This window comes from Intestinimonas sp. HCP28S3_D6 (assembly GCF_052065695.1).
Lineage (GTDB): Bacteria > Bacillota > Clostridia > Oscillospirales > Oscillospiraceae > Intestinimonas.
This window is the reverse complement of the sequence record NZ_JBQHTM010000009.1, coordinates 33,103-51,742: the sequence shown is the minus strand read 5'-3', so window position 1 is coordinate 51,742 and position 18,640 is coordinate 33,103. Positions and strand designations below refer to the sequence as shown.

Sequence of the window (18,640 nt, the reverse complement as noted above, 5' to 3'; positions counted from 1 at the left end):
GAGTTCCCCCACATGAAGAAGCTCGTCTCTCTGGCCCTGGCCCTGGGCCTGTCCCTCTCCCTGGCCGCCTGCTCCGGCGGCGCGTCCTCCTCCGCCCCCGCGGAGCCCTCCGCCACCGTCACCGTCGCCTCCCTCAACGGCGCCAAGGAGGCGGTGGAGGTGGAGGTCCCCTATGACCCCCAGTGCGTGGCCGTGCTGGATATGGCCGCTCTGGACATTCTGGACGCCCTGGGCGTGGGCGACCGGGTGGTGGGCACCGCCGACACCAGCCTGGACTACCTCCAGGGCTACATCGGCGGCGGCATTGCCGATCTGGGCACCATCAAGGAGGCCGACCTGGAGGCCGTCATGGCCTGTGACCCCGACGTCATCTTCATCGGCGGCCGTCTGGCCACCTCCTATGCCGCCCTCAGCGAGATCGCCCCTGTGGTCTACCTCTCCACCGACACCGACCTGGGAGTGGTGGAGAGCGTCCGACGGAACGCCGCCTCCGTGGCCTCCCTGTTCGGTCTGGATGACAAGGTGGACGAGCTCATGGCAGACTTTGAGGGCCGCATCGCTACCCTGTCCGCCTTTGCCGCCGGCAAGACCGCTATCGTGGGCATGTGCACCAGCGGCAGCTTCAACGTGCTGGGCAGCGACGGCCGCTGCTCCATCATTGGCCGGGAGCTGGGCTTTGACAACATCGGCGTGGACGCCTCTCTCGACACCTCCACCCACGGAAACGAGGCCTCCTTCGAGTTCGTGGTGGACAAGGACCCCGACTACATCTTCGTCCTGGATCGGGACGCCGCCATTGCCACCGAGGGCGCCAAGCTGGCCCGGGAGATCGTGGAGAACCAGCTGGTCATGGGAACCACCGCCTACAAAAACGACCGCATCGTCTACCTGGCCCACCCCGCCGTGTGGTACACCGCCGAGGGCGGCATCACCGCCCTGGACACCATGCTCGCCGACCTGGAGAATGCGCTCCCCCTCTGAATGTCCGCACAGGAAAAAAGCCGTCCGGTTCAAAGAACCGGACGGCTTTTTCGCCTTCAGATCTTAAAGACGCGGCCTGGCTTCCGCTCGGGCGCTTTGGGTGCTTCACCGCAGGATAGCCCAGGGCCAGGGCACCCACGCCCCGCATGCCCTCGGGGACACCCCACACCTTGAGCAGGGCCTTGCCCTCGTCGCTGTCGAACATCTCCCGCGCCCGGTGAATCCAGCAGGAGCCCAGGCCCAGGGCGTGGGCGGCCTCCATCATGACGGTCAGGGCACAGCTGCCGTCCTCCACCCAGGTATACCGCTCCGGAGACGCCAGCACCACCACGATGGTGGGAGCTCCGTAATAGGGATCACTGTTGGTGCCCATAATGGCGGCGTTCATGGCGGACAGCTTACTCCCGACCTCCGGGTCCTGGACGGCCACCAGGGTCACCATTTGGCTGCCCATTCCGCAGGGGGCATACAGCCCCGCCTGGAGCACCGCGTCCAGGTCCTTCTGCTCCACCTGCTTGGGCTGAAAGGCCCGGATGCTCCGGCGCCCCAGAATGGTCTCATATGCCTTGTTTTCCAAGTTTGATCCCCCATTTCTATCAGGATGCTCCTATCATACCACCCGACCGGACCCGTGTCAAAAAATAGGACGATCCCGCCAGCCGGCAGCAGAATCCCTCCGTAGGGAGAGCTCCCCGAAAATGGCCTCCACACACGCTTCATACTCGGCAGGGTTTCTGGCCTTCTTCAGGGCCTTGCTCAGGCGCTCATGACCGTCAAAGAGCCAAATGAGATAGAACCACAGCTCCTTCATCCGAAGCATAGCGTTGTGCCGACTGCCAAATGCCTCCACGTAGCCCTCATAGAGGGCATCGTGGAACCGCCGCAGCGTGTCCCGGTCGGCCGCCAGTCCTCCTTTGGCCTTGGACGCCAGGGCGGGGTCGCCCACCAATCCCCGGCCCAGCATCACCCGCTCCACCATTGGGAACCGCTGCCGGAAGGTCCCGATCTCATCCGAAGTGGTCAGATCTCCGTTGTAGCACAGGGGAGCGGTACTCCGCTCCGTCGCCAAGGCAAAGGCCTCTAGCCGCACCTTGCCTTTATAGAAGTCTGACCGCACTCTAGGGTGGACGATAAGCTCCGTACAGGGATAGCGGTCAAAGCACTCCAGTAGCCGTTCAAATTCCTCCGGCGATGCAAAGCCCACCCGTGTCTTGATGGAAATGGCGACTTTGCTCCGGCTGAAGATCTGCTCCAGAAAGCGATCCAGTCCATCCGGGTCCCGAAGGAAGCCGGCTCCCTTCCCTTTAGCGGTGACAGTCCCTGAAGGACAGCCCAGATTCAGATTAACCTCCCGATAGCCCAGGTCGGCCAACAGTTTTGCCGCCCAGAGGAAGTCCTCCGTCTGACAGGTCAACAGCTGCGGCACCTTCGGCACCCTGGCCTCTGCATCCGGCGTGAGTTCCCTCATATCCCGCCTGGAAAAGACCCTGTCCTTTCCAGGCGAGACAAAAGGCATAAAATATTTGTCCACCCCATGAAAGAACTGACTGTGGACCCGCCGGAACAGCCTTCCCGTCACCCCCTCCATGGGAGCAAAGTAATAATACATGGTTTTCCTGTCCCCTTTTGTCTTAAATAGTAACTTATTTTTGTTTTATATCCATTATTTCTTTCTTTTATATGTAAAATTCGCAACTTTACATCTATAATCCGACAGTTTCCCCGTTCCGCTTCCATTTAAAATATGGTATACTATGAGTACAGGATATCATGCAAGGAGGTGGATATCATTTCTGAATTGCATGTCAGCCGCATTCGCCGCTATGCGCCGTTGCTGATCCTGTTTTTACTGTATCTGGCAGTCTGTATGATCTTTTTCATTTTCTATGAAAAGAACTCTGTGGAAGCGCAGACCCTGCTCTCCCTGCGCAGCAATGTGGAGCAGCAGTGCAACTACCTCAACTCCGTTATTGACACGCACTTTTCCACGCTGGACGGTCTGGCCCGCTTTGTGGCCCACCAGGGAAAGCTGGTCGATACGGACAATCTGCTGATGGCCAACGCCATTGTCTCCACCGGTAAGTTCTCCCGCATCCTCCTCATCTCTCCCTCCGGCGTTGGCTACGCCAATGATGGCGCCATCACCAACGTCGGATACCGGGACTACTTCCTGACCGCCTTGTCCGGTGCGCGCGCCATCAGCGACCCGCTCTCCAGCTCTGTGGACAGTGAGATAAAGGTAGTCCTGGCCGTCCCCATACACAGCGAGGACGGTCAGACCCTGGGGGTAGTAAGCGGCGCCTTCAACATTGGACAGGTCAGCGAATTTCTCTTCTCCGGGCTCTACAACGGCAGAGGCCACCCCCTGCTGGTCACCTCCGGCGGTGTCTTGATCTCTACCACCTCGCCTACCCTTCCCACCCAGTACGACACTATTTTTGACTACTATGCCTCTATGGAGCCTCTGGTCGGCGCCGGTGCCGACCAGATCAGGCAGGACTTCGCCTCCGGTGCCAGCGGCCATTTCTTTGCCCGCTATAACGGTGAGGTCCAGTACATGGTCTACCAGTCCACCGGCCTGGACAACGGCTGGATGATGTGCTACACCGTCTCCGACAGTGAGGCCAGCGCCGACTACAGCTTCATCTTCCGGGATGTTCTCTATCTGGGGATCGCCTTTTTGGCGGGCGTGCTGCTTCTCCTGATCTCTATGATCCACATTTCTCTGGGAGACCGGCGCCGACTGCTCCATCAGGCCCAGGCCGATCCTCTCACCGGCCTGCTCAATCGCACCAGCACCAGTGCGTGTATCAATACCTGGCTGGCCGGCCCCAACAGGCAGGGCGCCCTTCTGATGTTGGATCTGGACAATTTCAAGAAAATCAACGATGTCTGGGGACACCAGGCCGGTGACTCCATTCTGATCCTGACTGCGGACCTGCTGCGCGCTCATTTCCGTCAGAGTGATGTCATCGGTCGAATCGGCGGTGATGAGTTTATGGTCCTGATGAAGGATGTATCCTCCCAGTCGGTTTTGGAACTGCACATGCGCCGCCTGTGCGAAGAATTCCGTCTCCTCACAGACCCAACCTACTCTCAAATCTCCGTCTCCTGTAGCGTAGGCGCTGCTATGATCCCCGACCAAGGTCACTCCTTTAATGAGCTCTATCCCCACGCCGACAGCGCTCTATACTGTGCCAAGCACCGCGGCAAAGACGGCTGGAGCATTTTCTCCGGTGAGCCCCTCTAAACAGACAAAGACCGCCATGTCCCGGCCTGAGCCGGAGCATGGCGGTTTTGTTCTATCTTCCACCTCAGGGCAGGCTGGCACTGGAGCGCTCCTGCGCGATGTTGAGCACATGATCGCCGATACGCTCAAAGTCGGTTAGCATCTCAGAGAACAGAATACAGCCCTCATCGGAGCAAATACCCTTGCGCATCCGCTCCATCTGGTGGCGCCGGAAGCTGGCCGTCATGTCGTCCATCTTCTGCTCCAGGGCGGAAACCTCGCTGAGCCACTCCACGGGATCGGATACCACACCGCTGAGCGCCTCAATGGCTTTGCGGCTGACAGCCTCCATCTCCCGGATTTCTTCCTTTGCTTCCTCGGAGAAGTGGACATCCTTCTCCTTTAGAATCCCGCTGTAACCGCAGATGTTCATGGCGTGGTCACCGATACGCTCAATGTTGCCCGCGATCTTGAAATAGGCGCTTACCGCGGCGGAATCCTGCTCATTGGTCTCGTGGACGATCACATGGGAGATAAACTGGGAAATTTCCTTGTTGAGGAAGTCAATATATTCCTCTACCGACTCCTCCTTGGTCACCAAGGAAGGGTCACGGTCCAGTACCGCCCGGAAGGCGGTGGAGACATTTTCCTTCGCCATGTCCAGCATGCGGTTGAGTTCCTGACGAAGCTGACTGATATAGATGGCAGACTGACCGATGGTACGGTCCTGATTGGCGTTGATGGGCGTGAGGTAGGCTAGATGCATTCCCTCGTCCAGATCCTGCTTGCGCTCAGGCAGGATGCGCATGGCCGCCTTCACCATCCACTTGCCCAGAGGCAGCAGGAGCAGCGTGGTGACGATATTAAAGAGGGTGTGCATGTTGGCGATCTGAGAGGCAGGGCTGTTGGGCGTGAGGCTCTCCACGAAACCCACCAGGGAGATCCCCAGGAGCGGGGTCACCAGGCACAGCGTGGTAAATAGAACGGTGCCGATGATGTTGAACATCAGGTGGATGATAGTGGTCCGCTTGGCATTGCGCCCGGTGCCCACCGAGGCCAGCACAGCGGTGATGCAGGTACCAATATTCTGGCCGAACAGGACATACACGGCACTGCCCAGTCCGATGACGCCACTGTTGGCCAGCGCCTGGAGAATACCCACAGAAGCGGAGGAGGACTGGATGAGGGCGGTGAAGAGTGCGCCGGCCAGGATACCCAACACCGGATTGGAGAATTTGGTCATCAGGTCCACAAAAGCGGGCATTTCGCGCAGGGGGACCATGGCTGCGCTCATCATGTCCATACCGATGAAGAGGACACCCAGGCCGCCCAGGATACTGCCGTAGTGGTGGAGCTGCGGTTTTTTCAAAAATACCATCATAGCCACGCCCAGGAAGGCAAAGAAGGGGGCCAAAGCGCCTACGTCCAGGGCGATGAGCTGTCCGGTGATGGTGGTGCCGATGTTGGCGCCCATGATGATCCACACCGCCTGCGTGAGGGTCATCATGCCGGAGTTAACGAAGCCTACCACCATGACCGTGGTGGCGGAGGAGGACTGGATGACGGCGGTGATCACCGCACCCACCAGTACGCCCAGCACCCGGTTGGCCGTCAGCTTTTCCAGGATGCTCTTCATACGGTTGCCGGCCGCGGCCTCCAGGCCGGAGCTCATCATCTGCATTCCGTGCAGGAACAGCGCTAAGCCGCCCAACAGGCTCAGAATATTGGCAATACTCATCGAAATGCTCCTTTTTCTCTTTCTACTCTCTGAAATCGAATGGTCGGATCAGTTCCCTTGCCATCCGTCCGCAGGCGTTTTCCTGCGTTCGGGCAAAAGAAAAAGACATAGCCTGCTTTTCCATTCGAAAAGCAGGTCATGTCTCTTCAACGGGCCTGGGGCAACTCCACTTGCGCGTGAGCACAGTGGCTTTTTCCGCAGCAGCATCGCTCATAGCTCCATGGTCCTTTCTGTCCCAAACACAATCTTTCACAATTACATTATACATGCTATTTATGCCACCGTCAACGGAATTTTACCCCACTTTACCTTTTCTCCACATCGCGCAGAAAGACCGGTCGGTCCGGCTGGGATCTCTGTGGGCAATACCGAAAATGGAGTCCCTCGAAGGCGGTGATGCCCTCCGGGTCTTCCACGCTGCCCTCTGCCAGAAAACGGACCATCTCCCCTCTGGCCATCTTGACATGGACCCCTTTCTCCACTATCTTTCCGTCGACACGCAGCTCCCCGAAAACGGGCGTAATCACCCTTGTTCCGGCGGGCAGGTGGGGGATCACCGCCTTGCTATACTCCCCAGAGGCCAAATCCACTACCACGCCGTCGGGCATCAGAGCCTCGGCCAGCTTGCCTCCCCAGAAAGCATAGAGGTCCTTACAAAACGGAGTCTTCAGCTTGGCCTGCATCTCCAACCGGTAGGGAGTCACTCCGTCGAAGGGGCGGAGCACTCCGTAAAAACCGGAGAGGATGCGCAGGTGCTCCTGCACATAGGCCAACGCTCCTTCTGAAAATACCGCAGGCGCCATATAACGATACTGAATCCCTTCATAGGCCAGAAGCGCCGGTGTCAACCGTTGGCGCAGGTCCATGGTCTGGAACCGCTGGTAGTTGAGTTGGGCCAGTTGATCGTTGCAGGCGAGCAGCTTCTTCAGTTCCGTTAAAGAAAGGCCCTTCAGATAGCCCAGCAGCTGCTCTGTCTCCTCCAGCAGAGCAGGCAGCTCTTTAGGCGGCAGCCCGTCCAGATCTTCGTTCATTTTCTTAGCTGGTGAGATGATGATACGCATAGACTTCCTCCCTTTCAGTATTCGGAACGGGCAAAAAACGGCCCGAAGCGGTGATTCTACGCCGTCTCCGGGCCGTTGATGGGGCAAAAATCAGTCGATGGGGTTGTCGGCCACGAACTCCACAGCGGCGGCGAAGGCGTCGCAGGCGGACTTACAGGCGGACTGGCTGCCGGTGAGCAGACCACCGCCGAAGTTGGTCTCGCTGGGGGGCGCATACAGCACGCACAGACGGACGTCGGCGGCCTTCAGAGCGGCATCTACGCCGTACATGGCCTCCAGAGGAGGCGCGATCAGGTAGGCGATAGCCTCACCCTCCTGGATACCGCAGGCCTCGGACAGGTAGGAGCCGGTCCGGGAGATGCAGTGGGCATAGTAGACGATGGTGTCGTCCTCGTTGGCGGAGACGAAGTGGCACACGTTCTCGATCATGTCCACACAAGCCTCCAGGCCGGCCTTGGCCTCAGCAGGGTTCGGGGCAGCCAGGATGCCGATGATCTCGCCGGCCAGCTTGGTGTTGGCGTTGGCGGCACCGCCGTAGAAGCTCTTGGCGTAGGCCACACGGCAGTCGGCCTTCTTGGTGGCCTCGTCCAGAGCGGTATAGGTCACATCATCGCAGTCGGCAGTAACCAGCGCCAGGGACTTCTCGCCGGGCTGCAAGCCAAACTCCTTGGCCAGATCAGGAGATACGTTTGGGATCAGCTTGGTGGCCAGTACAGTTGCTTTCACAGGATCTCGTTTCATGATCCGTCTCCTCCTTCACGGGCAGCGTTGCCGCCCGGCCTGCCGTCCAGCCGGCAGCATATATCATCAGTATGATTATATCGGGCCACATCCTTTTTGTCAACGGAACACCAGTGTGGTACCGCTTTTTTCGGCTCTTTTCGGCAAAAAAACTGCGGAGTCATCCCTGCATCGGGATGGCTCCGCTCTTCTCCACAGGCGGGTATTTCCTGGTATGGCTGGACCCACAGTGGCAGCTATGGGTCCTTGCCCTGCATCAGCTTGCCATACCAGTTCCAAAGGGAGGTGAAGTTGGCCACCTGACACATCGCATAAGGAGGAATGGCGGTTCGTCCCGTCCACCCTTTAGCGCCGACAACAAAAAAGCCGTATCCCTCTTAAAAAGGATACAGCAACGGCCCACAGGCTCTCACCGTGGGAACTGCACCCTCCTAAGCGCGAGGAGGTCTCGTGTGCGCCATACACAGGCAGGTATTCTGACTTAGGCGTCCAAACGCGCTCCCCGCCTTCCCAGAGCTTCCGCTCCAGTGACCTAATGGGGACCACTTCGCCAATACAGCAACGGCTTTGCGCGGGATTCTCACCCGACTTCCCTTTTGAGCTCGTCAAAGCACCTGTGTACCACTTATGATTCAGTTGTCAGCTTGGCTTATATGTATTATACTGGCCCTCTTGCCTCCTTGTCAAGGGGGGGGAAACACATTCAAAAACGAAATGGACCCCGCCGCAGTTCCTGCGGCGGGGTCCATCTGAATTGGTTACTGCCAGTCGGCGGGGAAAACAGTGTAGGCGTACTTGGCATAGTCGGGGGTGCTGAAGTGGATATGGCTGCCCTTGGGGATGTAGATCACATCGCCGGCGTCGCCGCCCACCACACGACCGTCGATCTTGATCTCCAGACGGCCTTCCAGCACGATATCCCACTCATCGTAGGTCAGGGTCCACTCGAAGTCGGCTCCGTCGGAGAGCTCCATGATGCCGCAGCCCATGCGGGGGGCCTCCTCCAGGGTGGCCACGTCCTTGAGCTTGACATCGTTACGGCCCTCAAAGGGCTCCAGTTTTACGGTGGAGGTCTTGACGCCGATGACGCCGCTGGGGTCCACCTGCTTCTGGAAGTCGCACTTGCCGGTAGAGCCCGCCGCTTCGGCGATAACCTTTTCTACAATGCTGCGAATGAGTTCTTCACTTACGTTCATAGCGATTCCTTACCTTTCCGCGCTGCCAGTTAGTCAAACTTCACGTTCTCGATCTTAGACAGCAGCTTGGGCGCCAGGATATTGGCCACGATGATGGCGGTAACACCAGCCACCAGCTTGCCAACGATCACGGGGAAGATCATGTCGGGGTTGTTGCCGGCAGTGAAGCCCAGGTGGTCGCCGAACACGAAGGCGGCAGACACGGAGAAGGCCACGTTCAGCAGCTTGCCCTTGGGGTTCATCTCGCCCATGATGTTGAACATCGCGATGTTGTTGGCCAGGTTGGCCACCATACCGGCAGAGCCCTGCTCGTTCATGCCCAGAGCGGCACCGATCTTCTCCAGAGGCTTGCCGAAGGTGCGGGTGATCCACTCCACCATGGGGAAGGCGCCGATGAGGACGATGGCGATCTGGCCACAGACCAGGAGTCCGCTGTCCAGACCACGGGAACCATCGGCGGGGTTCTCGACCATGATGTGGAACACGGGGAACATGATGCCGGTGATCTGCTCAAAGACAGCGATGGCGGTGAGGGCGGTGATGACGATGGTCACGCCGGTACCGAACACGTTGAAGCCTTTGATCATGGGGCCAGGGGCACACCACAGGCCGATGACGATCAGAGCAGCGATGATGATGACGGGGATCAGGTTCTGGATGATGGTGATGATACCCAGGTGATACTCAGGAGCCAGGGTGTTCATCATCAGGCCACCCACGATGCAGCCGATGGGAATGGTGATCATACCAGCCAGAACACCGGCGCCCAGGTAGCCGCGGTCTTCCTTCTTGATGATACCCAGAGCCACGGGGATGGTGAACACGATGGTGGGACCCATCATGGTGCCCAGGATCAGGCCGGCAAAGTTACCGATGGCGATGTCCTCACCGGCCAGCTGCATGGCCAGGGGATAGCCGCCCATGTCGCAGGCCAGCAGGGTGGTGGCGAACATGGCGGGGCTGGCACCGAAGATGCCGTAGATGGGCTTCAGGATGGGGCCCAGCAGCATGGACAGAACAGGGGCCGCGGCCACGACGCCGGCCATGGACATGGCCAGACCGCCCATAGCGTTGAAGCCGTCTTCAAACTTCTCACCATAACCGAGCTTGTTGCCGCGGATTTTGTCGATGGCGCCAACGAGCATGAAGATCATCATGATAAGCATGATGACGGAGTTGATAGAGATACCAGAGATCCATGCGGAGATACTGTCGGTAAATATGCTGGGATCAGCAGCAGCAATCAGTTCACTATAATCCATAGTTTACTCTCCTTCTCTTCTCAGAATGGGTCTGCTCCCATTGGGAAGCCTTCTGTCAGCTCCGGCTTAAAGCAGAGACTGGAACAGCTTGGGGGAAGGACGCGGGATAACGGTGGTGCCCACCAGGAGCTCCGCTTCCCGCTCTGCGGCCGCCACGGCCGCCCGGACCGCGCCCACATCGCCGGTGAGGGTCACATAACCCTTGCCGCCGATGGCGTAGCCGATGCGGACTTCAATGAGGGTGATGTTGGCCGCTTTCGCCGCCACGTCAGCGGCAGTGATGGCGGAGGCCACGGAGTAAAACTCCAGGACGCCCACGGCGCCCGGCTTCTCCACCTGGGTCGTCATGCTGATGGCCTGAATGACCTGAGGATGGACATTAGGGAGGGTCAGCGTGTCCACCACGCACTCGCCGCCCCGCTTGATGCCCTCGGCCATGGAGGCCTTTACGTCGCCGGTGTCTCCGGCGATGAGTACCATGTACTTACCTGGACAGACGGTGGAGGATCGGATGAGGTCCACCTGAGCCGCCTTCACCATGTAGTCGCAGGTCTCGATGCCCCGCGCGATGCTGTTGAGTTCTACCATGCCGATGGCAAGTCTGCTGGCGTTTCCCATGCTTCTCACTCCTTCCGGCTGCTGATACGGGCGCCCTTATCGGTGACCTCCACCACCACGCCGGAGATGCTGGCGTGGATGTTGGCGGACAGTCCCTCGGCGGCCTCGGCCAGGATCTCTCCCCGCTCCACATAGTCGCCCACCGCCTTTACCACATTGGCGGGCTTACCGATGTGCTGGGAGAAGGGGATAAAGACCTCATTGGGGCTGAGCTCCATGCACTCGTGGGCGTGGAGCCCGTAGTACTCGGAGAGCCCCAGTCGGGCCACCAGGCGGTCCGTGGGGGTGTGGCGCTGGTCCACGAAGGACCGGGCCTGGGGTTCCATGTTCCGGGGCACCTGGATGCCGCGGGCGCGGAGCTGGCCCTTGATGTACTGGTTCACCTTCCGGGGCGAAAGGCCCATGGGACAGGCAAACATCTCGCACACGCCGCAGTCGCAGCAGTTGGCCGCGTCGCCGAAGCAGCGCTCGTACTCCGCGTTGTCCTCCATCCCCGGCTCCCGCCAGAGGTTCCGCATCACCAGGTTGGGGCGGATCTGATGGCCGATGAGGTACCGGGGGCAGAGGTCGGTGCACATCCGGCACTGGATGCAGGCACTGCGGGTCTGGTGCCGGATGGCCTCCATGGGCAGGGTGGCCCGCTTGAACAGATAGTGGTCTTTGGGCAGGACGATGATGTTGCCGGTGGTCTTGGTAACCACGGCGGCATCAATGTCCGCCTGGCTCAGGAGTACTTTGCCCATCATGGGACCACCCAAGATCAGGGCATAGTCGGTGATGGTCGGCTCCGCCGCCTTCACGCATTCGGTGATGGCGGTGCCCACGGGTACGTGGAGCATGATGGGGGCCTTTACTTCACCCACCACGGAGAGGAACTTATCCACCACGGGACGGCCCTGGATGGCGTCGAAGATGTTGAGCAGGGTGCCCACGTTGTCCACAACACAGCCCACGTCCAGGGGCAGGCCCCGCTCCGGTACCGACCGGCCGGTGACCTGCTGGACCATGGTCTGCTCGTCGCCGGCGGGATAGAAGGTCCCCATCTCGAAGATCTCCACGGGAGCGCCCGCCAGCCTGATCGCGTCGGACAAGGCCACGATCTCAGCCTTATACTTTCCTTTGAGTGCGATGACTGCCCGCTTGGCCTCCAGGTGGGCGGCCACTGCCACCACCGCGGCTACGATCTGGGGCGCATAGGTGCGGCACAGATACTTGTCAGTCTCGATGAGGGGCTCACACTCTGCGGCGTTGACCACAAAGCATTCGGCCTTGGCGTTGAGCTTGACGTGGGTGGGAAACCCAGCGCCGCCGGCGCCAACAATACCGGATGCCTTGATGAGTTCGGTCAGATTCATGCTTTCACCGCCTTATTCCCTTTGCCATGTACCGCCCTGGCGGGGCGGCACCGGCTGTTACTCCAAAACGCTGGAATCGATCTCCTGGTCGTCCACGATGCCCACAACGGTGGCGTCAACAGGGACTGACATGTCCCCGGCAGCGCTCCGGGCCGAGCTCCCGCCGACGATCAACACCGTCTCTCCCACGCCGGCGCCGATGATGTCAGCCGCCACCATGGGGGTCTTATCCTTGGAGCCGTCCAGGATGTTGATGGGCTGCACAATGAGCAGCTTATATCCGGCCAGCTTCTCCTCTTTGCGGGTGGCCCAGATGTTGCCGATGACCTTTGCCACTTTCATACGTTGTCCCCCTGTTTGACGCGGGACAGCGGAAGAGGGAATCCCTCCCCCGCGGTCCAACCGCGTTTAGTCTTCGTCCCGGACGATAGTCATGCCCCGATCCTTGGCGGCGTCCTTGGCCAGCGCGGTGACAATGGTCTTCTCACCGATGTGCACCTTGGTAACCCCGCTCATGTTGGCCTCGATGAGATCCTTCTCCGTGAGAACCCGCTTCTCGATCCGTACCGCTTTCTCCTCACAGCAGGCGGCCACAGGGGCGGGCGCTGCGGGAGCAGGGGCGGCAGGAGCAGCGGCACACACAGGCGCGGCCGCGGCGGGTACGGGGGATGCGTTGCCCAGGATGACCTGCTCCAGGCTGGCCTGGGCGCAGATCACCACGCCGGAGGCTACCAGCAGGTCCAGCTTCTGCTGCATCATGTTGTAGTAAGCGGCGGGCGCCGTCTCCCTATACTGATACAGCTCCACCTCTTCGGTGGGGACATAGACCTTTTTACCTGAGAGGATGGCTTTGGAGGCAAGACGGGTATACGCGGTGTCGCAGGCGCCGGATGCCAGCGCCGCCATGGCGTCACAGCTCAGATTGAAGAGCACCACGGCCTCATAGGCGTCCAGGTCCACTTCGTAGTGGTGCATCAGGGCGCAGTCGGTGTGGTAACGGGCCTTGAGGGTCTCGTTCTCCAAGGTCGCGTGACAGTCGGTGCCGTGATCCTGAGTCAGGATCAGCAGACCCGGCTTTCCGCCGCAGTCGGTGCACTCGGCGCAGCTTCCTTCCGTTTCAGAGATCTTCTGCGCGACGCGACGGAGGATCTCTTCCACGATGGCGTTATGGTCCATGCCTTCCCCTCCTTTCTAAATCATTCATTGGGTCTCGTCAGACCTTACAGTTCATGGCGATGCCGGCCGGCGTCACCAGGAAGGGATTGGCCGGCTTGATGGTCTTGATGCCGGTCTCCTTCTCGAAGATGCCCTCGATCCCCGTCAGACAGCAGGTACCACCGCACAGATAGATGGCGTCGGTGTGCTCCTTGTCGATATACCGGTTCACGATGGAGGCCATCTTCTCCACCACTGCCTTCACCACCGGCAGGATCTCCTTGTGACGGGAGTAATCCTGCTTGATGGCCTCGGCCTCCTGGAAAGAGACGTGGAAGTTCCCCGCCAGGACCAGGGTGAGGTGGGTACCTCCGGTGGGCTCATCCTCAATCTGGACCACCTTGCCGCCCTTCAGGATGGCAAGGCCCGTGGTACCGCCACCGATGTCCACCACCACACCGTCCTCGATCTGGTAAATGGAATTGGCAGCGGTGGGCTCATCCAGAACATTGGTGACCTCAAATCCCGCTCCTTCTGCCACGTACTGGTGGGTCTTTGTGCTGGATTCAGTCCCGGCGGGCATGGCGATGGCACAGTTCACCAGCTCCATGTCCAGCCGCTCCTCCAGCTTTGCCTTGAGCTCCTTAACAATTCGCAGCGCCCCGGAGTAGTCCACCACCACGCCGTCCCGCAGGACCTGCGCCGCCTGCTTCTCACAGGCGATGGGATTATCCTCCTCGTCCAGGACGACCATGACGATGTAGGCCGTGCCCAAATCCAGGCCCACCTTCAGCTTGTTGCTGACGGGCTTGAAGGTCTTGGTCTCCGATTCCTCCACACGGGCCATATAGGCGTTGACGCGGTCCAGATCCATCATGTGTTTGGCGCTCCTTTGTCAAGTTTTATTTCCGCTCTGATACTGTCCAGCCAGATACCGGCACATCATAATGTGCATGGCACTGGACATGCGGTTGAGCTCTTCGATGATATCGCCCCGGGTGTACTTCGCGCCGGTGTGGAAGGCGTTGGCCGCCGCCACTTCCGTCTCACGCACATCGGTGCGCAGCTGGTTGAGCAGCGCGAAGTCCCGTCCCATGGTGTAGTCGGGCAGGACCATAGCCTTGACCCCAAAGAACCGCTGGGGATCGTGGGACTGCTCCCGCAGCTCCGCGTGGGTGAGTCCGATGATGGTGTCCATCTGGAAGGGCTCATCCAGCACGTCGCAGCGCATCATTTCCCGCAGGATCTTCAGGATGTCATCCAGGTCGTCGATGAGGGCCTGGCTGCCTCCCCGGTCGTGGATGTCCACCTGGGCCAAGACCACCGCGCTTTGCAGCGAGTCCAGCTTTCCGCGGAACAGAATCCGGGGATGGTTCTTCACCACCAGCACGTTCCCCACCAGGTGAGTCATGTGCTCAGGCTTCTCCATATAGAAGGCACCGGTCTCATAATCCACGAATTTGGGCTTCATAGGCGCCGGCGCCGGTGCGGGCGCGGGTGCGGGCGCTGCCATGGTCACCTCGGGCATGGGCGGCACCTCCGTGGCGACGATCCTGGGGGTGGTCTGCTGTCCCTCCTTGACGATCTTGATCTTGCGGGACTGCAGATACTCCCGGGCCGCCGGGGTGAGGATCTTGCCTGCCGGCACGACGTAACATTCGGGATCTGTTGCCCGAAGTTCGCACCGAAGAGCGTCCTCCGTGATACATTTCAAGCGCTTCACCCCCTCCGTCGGTAGGTTTGATGCGGCTTACGCCGGTCTTACTTCTCCAGGCTGGGGAGGATGAACTCCACTTCCTCGTGGGGACGGGGGATCACGTGGACGGACACCAGCTCGCCCACCCGCTCAGCGGCGGCGGCGCCGGCGTCGGTGGCGGCCTTGACGGCGCCCACATCGCCACGGACCATGACGGTCACCAGACCGCCGCCCACATGGACTTTGCCGATGAGGGTGACGTTGGCGGCCTTGACCATGGCATCGGCGGCCTCGATGGAGGCGACCAGGCCTTTGGTCTCAATCATACCAAGTGCTTGCATACTAGCCATATTTATACACTCCTATGCCCATCCGGGCGGCGGCCAGGGGACCGGACGACTTACGCCGCCCGGCCCCCGCTTCGCCGCAGGGGATGGGGAAAATGGTTACTGCTTATCCAGGGAGGGGAGGATGAACTCCACTTCCTCGTGGGGACGGGGAATGACATGGACGGAGACCAGCTCGCCCACGCGCTCGGCAGCGGCAGCGCCGGCGTCGGTGGCGGCCTTGACGGCACCCACATCGCCGCGGACCATGACAGTCACCAGACCGCCGCCCACATGGACTTTGCCGATGAGGGTGACGTTGGCGGCCTTGACCATGGCATCGGCGGCCTCGATGGAGGCCACGAGACCCTTGGTCTCGATCATGCCAAGTGCTTGCATAGTAGCCATAAATAGTTCCTCCTAAAATTCAGTCTTACAGATCCTTGAGCCGGGCCATGATCTTGCGGACGATGTCCTCTACATCAGCCTCGCTCACATCGCTGGTGCGCAGACGGCAGATACCGTCAGAGCAGTCAGGCAGGTCGGCACGGATCTCCTCCAGCTCTTTGAGGCCATAGGCCACCTTGCGGGTATTGAGAAGCTGCATGGGGCCCACGTTCTCGCTGGTGGCGGAACCGCCCACGGCGCCGCAGCCCAGCGTGAGGGCGGGCATGAGGCCGGTGGTGCCGCCGATGCCGCCCAGGGCGGAGGGGGTGTTCACCATGATCCGGGAGGCGGGTACTCGCTTGGCGAAGTAGTCCACCATCTCGTCATTCTTGGTGTGCATGGAGAAGGTGTGGCCGGCGCCCTCGTAGTGGAGGATGGTGCACACCTTGTCGCACACATCCTTGTAATCTGTGCCGGTGTAGAAGGCGAGGATGGGGCCCAGCTTCTCGTTGGAGTAGGGATGGCCGCGGCCCACACCGTCCTCACGGGCCACCAGGACCCGGGCGGTGGCGGGCACCTTGTCCAGCCCGGCCAGCTTGGCAATGGTCTCCACGCTGCGGCCCACGATCTCGGGATTCATGGTGCCGTTGGCACGGAGGATAAACTTGCCCAGCTTCTCACGCTCGGCGTCGTCCAGGAAGTAGGCGCCCTGCTTCTCCATCTCGGCCTTGACGGCGGGAACCATGTCCTCGTCGCAGATGATGGACTGCTCGGAGGCGCAGATGGTGCCGTTGTCGAAGGTCTTGGAATCCATGATGCGCTTGACCGCCAGGGGCAGGTCGCAGGTCTTCTCCAGGTAGGCGGGGCCGTTGCCCGGGCCCACGCCGATGGCGGGGGTACCGGAGGAATAGGCCGCGCGGACCATGGCGGAGCCGCCGGTGGCCAGGATCATGGCCACATCCCGGTGACGCATCAGGTTGTCGGTGGCCTCCATGGTGGGGATGGTGATGCAGGAGACCAGGTTCTCGTTGCCGCCGGCCTCGGCGATGGCCTGCCGGATGACCTTGACGGTCTCCATGATGCAGCGCAGGGCCGTGGGGTGGGGGGAGAACACGATGGCGTTGCCCGCCTTGATGGCGATCTCCGCCTTGTAAAGGGTCGTAGAGGTGGGGTTGGTGGAGGGCACCAGACCGGCAATGACGCCCATCGGCACGGCGATGGTGCGGACCTTCTTCACGTCGTCCCGCTCCAGCTCGCCCACGGTCTTCATGTCCTTGATGTACTCATAGACACCGCGGCTGCCGAAGATATTCTTGATGATCTTGTCCTCAACCTTGCCGAAGCCGGTATCCTCATTGGCCATCTCGGCCAGGCGCCGGGCGTTGCGCACACCGGCGTCGGCAATGGCACGGACGATGTGGTCCACCTGGGACTGGGTCATAGTGGCCAGTTCCTGCTGGGCCTCCTTCGCCGCCTCCACCAGCTCACGGACCTCTTGCATAGATAGTAGGTCTTTATCGTAAAGCTGCATTTGATCAACTCTCCTCTTGAGGGATGCTTCCCATATGACATTCCGTCATCTTCAGCGGATCTTAACGTCCCCGAAACGCTCGAATGGCCGCCACAAGCTCCTCTTTTTTGGCGAACCGGATCTCCTTACGGGTCATGGTGTCCAGGCCCACGCTCCTTGCGACGGAGCGCAACTTGACCACAGGCATGGCCTCAAGGACCTCGTCCGTCAGCTCGGCGAGCTGTACGCCCTCTTCCTCCTCGGTCTTTTCCTCCGCCGGGGCCTCGGGCTCCGGCTGGGGTTCAGGCTGGGAGGCGTGGGGCTCGCTCACCGGAGGCTGCTGGACCTTCTCCGGCTCCTTGGGGGGCTTGGGAGTGGGCGTGACCGGCGCGGGCGTCGTCAATATGCCCTCGAGCTCCTCATGCGGTCTCGGGATGACGTGCACGGACACCAGCTCGCCGACCCGCTCCGCCGCGGCCGCACCGGCATCGACTGCCGCCTTCACGGCGCCGACGTCGCCACGGACCATGACGGTCACCAGGCCGCCGCCCACGTGTTCCTTACACGTCAGAGTGACATTTGCCGCCTTTACCATGGCATCAGCTGCCTCAATTGAGGCCACCAAGCCACGGGTTTCGATCATACCCAAAGCCTTCATTCAGTACCTCCATCATGGGCCGGCATTACCAGCCCTCTCTTGTGAACGAATCAGGCGATGGGGATCAGTCGATGGGGTTGTCGGCCACGAACTCCACAGCGGCGGCGAAGGCGTCGCAGGCAGACTTACAGGCGGACTGGCTGCCGGTGAGCAGACCGCCGCCGAAGTTGGTCTCGCTGGGGGGCGCATACAGCACGCACAGACGGACGTCGGCGGCCTTCAGAGCGGCATCTACGCCGTACATGGCCTCCAGAGGAGGCGCGATCAGGTAGGCGATGGCCTCACCCTCCTGGATGCCGCAGGCCTCGGACAGGTAGGAGCCGGTCCGGGAGATGCAGTGGGCATAGTAGACGATGGTATCGTCCTCGTTGGCGGAGACGAAGTGGCACACGTTCTCGATCATGTCCACACAGGCGGCCAGGCCAGCCTTGGCCTCAGCGGGGTTGGGGGCGGCCAGGATGCCGATGATCTCGCCGGCCAGCTTGGTGTTGGCGTTGGCGGCGCCGCCGTAGAAGCTCTTGGCGTAGGCCACACGGCAGTCGGCCTTCTTGGTGGCCTCGTCCAGAGCGGTATAGGTCACATCATCGCAGTCGGCGGTGACCAGAGCCAGGGACTTCTCGCCGGGCTGCAGGCCCAGCTCTTTGGCCATATCAGGAGCCACGTTAGGGATGATCTTCGTGGCCAATACGGTTGCTCTTACGGGATCTCTTTTCATGGTAGAATTTCC

The 18,640-nt window shown here is 60.6% G+C and carries 19 protein-coding genes, 1 pseudogene and 1 riboswitch; of the genes and pseudogenes, 2 read left to right on the top strand and 18 right to left on the bottom strand.

The features are described from left to right. Positions 1-12 precede the first annotated feature (12 nt). Positions 13-981 (top strand): siderophore ABC transporter substrate-binding protein, encoded by a 969-nt coding sequence (locus ACTNBK_RS05000; RefSeq protein ID WP_441144145.1) that lies wholly within the window; start codon positions 13-15, stop codon positions 979-981. Here ACTNBK_RS05000 and ACTNBK_RS04995 read toward each other — a convergent pair. Both ACTNBK_RS04995 and ACTNBK_RS04990 read right to left on the bottom strand, forming a co-directional pair. Further along, positions 929-1,558 (bottom strand): nitroreductase family protein, encoded by a 630-nt coding sequence (locus ACTNBK_RS04995; protein ID WP_441144143.1) that lies wholly within the window; start codon positions 1,556-1,558, stop codon positions 929-931. The genes ACTNBK_RS05000 and ACTNBK_RS04995 overlap by 53 nt on opposite strands. Before the next feature lie 57 nt (positions 1,559-1,615). Beyond that, positions 1,616-2,569, bottom strand: a complete 954-nt coding sequence (locus tag ACTNBK_RS04990) for a tRNA dihydrouridine synthase (protein WP_441144215.1) — start codon at positions 2,567-2,569, stop codon at positions 1,616-1,618. Positions 2,570-2,848: 279 nt separating this feature from the next. On the opposite strand from ACTNBK_RS04990, the gene ACTNBK_RS04985 reads away from it, so the two are divergent. Then, the gene (locus ACTNBK_RS04985; RefSeq protein ID WP_441144141.1) at positions 2,849-4,231 is read left to right on the top strand and encodes a diguanylate cyclase domain-containing protein; all 1,383 of its coding nucleotides are present in this window, start codon (positions 2,849-2,851) and stop codon (positions 4,229-4,231) included. A 64-nt stretch (positions 4,232-4,295) separates the two neighbouring features. Here the strand turns inward: ACTNBK_RS04985 and ACTNBK_RS04980 are convergent, their stop codons facing one another. From ACTNBK_RS04980 to eutL (ACTNBK_RS04905), 16 genes and pseudogenes are all read right to left on the bottom strand, one after another. Beyond that, positions 4,296-5,948 (bottom strand): Na/Pi cotransporter family protein, encoded by a 1,653-nt coding sequence (locus tag ACTNBK_RS04980; protein ID WP_441144139.1) that lies wholly within the window; start codon positions 5,946-5,948, stop codon positions 4,296-4,298. A gap of 305 nt (positions 5,949-6,253) precedes the next feature. After that, the gene (gene yaaA, locus ACTNBK_RS04975) at positions 6,254-7,009 is read right to left on the bottom strand and encodes a peroxide stress protein YaaA (RefSeq protein WP_441144137.1); all 756 of its coding nucleotides are present in this window, start codon (positions 7,007-7,009) and stop codon (positions 6,254-6,256) included. Positions 7,010-7,099: 90 nt separating this feature from the next. Next, positions 7,100-7,750 carry an ethanolamine utilization microcompartment protein EutL gene (eutL, locus tag ACTNBK_RS04970; protein ID WP_441144135.1) on the bottom strand — a complete coding sequence of 217 codons (651 nt, stop codon included), beginning with the start codon at positions 7,748-7,750 and terminating at the stop codon, positions 7,100-7,102. A 449-nt stretch (positions 7,751-8,199) separates the two neighbouring features. After that, positions 8,200-8,383: riboswitch (cobalamin riboswitch) on the bottom strand. A 125-nt stretch (positions 8,384-8,508) separates the two neighbouring features. Beyond that, positions 8,509-8,946, bottom strand: coding sequence for a cupin domain-containing protein (locus ACTNBK_RS04965; RefSeq protein ID WP_130849392.1), 438 nt, complete (start codon positions 8,944-8,946; stop codon positions 8,509-8,511). A 29-nt stretch (positions 8,947-8,975) separates the two neighbouring features. Then, complete coding sequence (locus ACTNBK_RS04960; RefSeq protein WP_441144133.1) at positions 8,976-10,208, bottom strand: ethanolamine utilization protein EutH; 1,233 nt, start codon at positions 10,206-10,208, stop codon at positions 8,976-8,978. A 66-nt stretch (positions 10,209-10,274) separates the two neighbouring features. Further along, positions 10,275-10,826, bottom strand: a complete 552-nt coding sequence (locus tag ACTNBK_RS04955; protein WP_294512829.1) for a BMC domain-containing protein — start codon at positions 10,824-10,826, stop codon at positions 10,275-10,277. A 5-nt stretch (positions 10,827-10,831) separates the two neighbouring features. Further along, positions 10,832-12,181 (bottom strand): 4Fe-4S dicluster domain-containing protein, encoded by a 1,350-nt coding sequence (locus ACTNBK_RS04950; protein ID WP_441144131.1) that lies wholly within the window; start codon positions 12,179-12,181, stop codon positions 10,832-10,834. 57 nt (positions 12,182-12,238) lie between these two features. After that, the gene (locus ACTNBK_RS04945; RefSeq protein ID WP_204740000.1) at positions 12,239-12,523 is read right to left on the bottom strand and encodes a EutN/CcmL family microcompartment protein; all 285 of its coding nucleotides are present in this window, start codon (positions 12,521-12,523) and stop codon (positions 12,239-12,241) included. 66 nt (positions 12,524-12,589) lie between these two features. Further along, entirely contained in the window at positions 12,590-13,357 is a 768-nt protein-coding gene (locus tag ACTNBK_RS04940) for a hypothetical protein (RefSeq protein WP_441144128.1), read from the bottom strand. A 37-nt stretch (positions 13,358-13,394) separates the two neighbouring features. Then, positions 13,395-14,213: an ethanolamine utilization protein EutJ gene (eutJ, locus tag ACTNBK_RS04935; protein ID WP_294512841.1), complete on the bottom strand. Its 819-nt coding sequence runs from the start codon at positions 14,211-14,213 to the stop codon at positions 13,395-13,397. 18 nt (positions 14,214-14,231) lie between these two features. Continuing rightward, the gene (locus tag ACTNBK_RS04930) at positions 14,232-15,059 is read right to left on the bottom strand and encodes an ATP-binding protein (RefSeq protein ID WP_441144126.1); all 828 of its coding nucleotides are present in this window, start codon (positions 15,057-15,059) and stop codon (positions 14,232-14,234) included. A gap of 38 nt (positions 15,060-15,097) precedes the next feature. Beyond that, the gene (gene eutM, locus ACTNBK_RS04925) at positions 15,098-15,382 is read right to left on the bottom strand and encodes an ethanolamine utilization microcompartment protein EutM (RefSeq protein ID WP_130849384.1); all 285 of its coding nucleotides are present in this window, start codon (positions 15,380-15,382) and stop codon (positions 15,098-15,100) included. A 96-nt stretch (positions 15,383-15,478) separates the two neighbouring features. Next, a complete protein-coding gene (gene eutM, locus ACTNBK_RS04920; protein WP_204740008.1) occupies positions 15,479-15,766 on the bottom strand; it encodes an ethanolamine utilization microcompartment protein EutM in 288 nt (95 codons plus the stop codon). 25 nt (positions 15,767-15,791) lie between these two features. Further along, positions 15,792-17,276, bottom strand: a complete 1,485-nt coding sequence (locus ACTNBK_RS04915; RefSeq protein WP_441144123.1) for an acetaldehyde dehydrogenase (acetylating) — start codon at positions 17,274-17,276, stop codon at positions 15,792-15,794. Between the two features lie 379 nt (positions 17,277-17,655). Next, a pseudogene (locus ACTNBK_RS04910) lies at positions 17,656-17,913 on the bottom strand (BMC domain-containing protein); the annotation flags it as partial. Positions 17,914-17,977: 64 nt separating this feature from the next. Further along, complete coding sequence (eutL, locus tag ACTNBK_RS04905; RefSeq protein ID WP_204741333.1) at positions 17,978-18,628, bottom strand: ethanolamine utilization microcompartment protein EutL; 651 nt, start codon at positions 18,626-18,628, stop codon at positions 17,978-17,980. Between the last annotated feature and the right edge of the window lie 12 nt (positions 18,629-18,640).